This window comes from Bacillus cereus group sp. BfR-BA-01441, from assembly GCF_022663075.1.
Lineage (GTDB): Bacteria > Bacillota > Bacilli > Bacillales > Bacillaceae_G > Bacillus_A > Bacillus_A cereus.
Window position 1 is genome coordinate 1 of record NZ_JAKUEU010000389.1, and the last position, 227, is coordinate 227.

Genomic DNA, 227 nt, shown 5'->3' on the forward strand with positions numbered 1-227 from the left:
GGATCTGGCAATTTCTTATTTCCTATTTTAATTTCTACTACTGCATCTTTTTCTATTTTTACAGTTATTTTTTCTTTTAATAATTCGTAACCTTTAGGTGCTTCTACTTCCACTAGGGTATAGTTTCCTTTTGGTAAGTCTTTTGATATTACTTCTCCTTCTTCATTTGTTACTAGTTCTCCAACTATTTTTCCTTTTGAATCTTCTATATGAAACTTTGCCCCTGC

At 30.8% G+C, this 227-nt stretch carries 1 protein-coding gene; it reads right to left on the reverse strand.

Going from position 1 to position 227, the window contains the following annotated elements; translation table 11 throughout:
- Positions 1 to 227 (reverse strand): prealbumin-like fold domain-containing protein (locus tag MR107_RS30960; protein WP_242293219.1); only part of this gene is annotated, 227 nt, incomplete at both ends.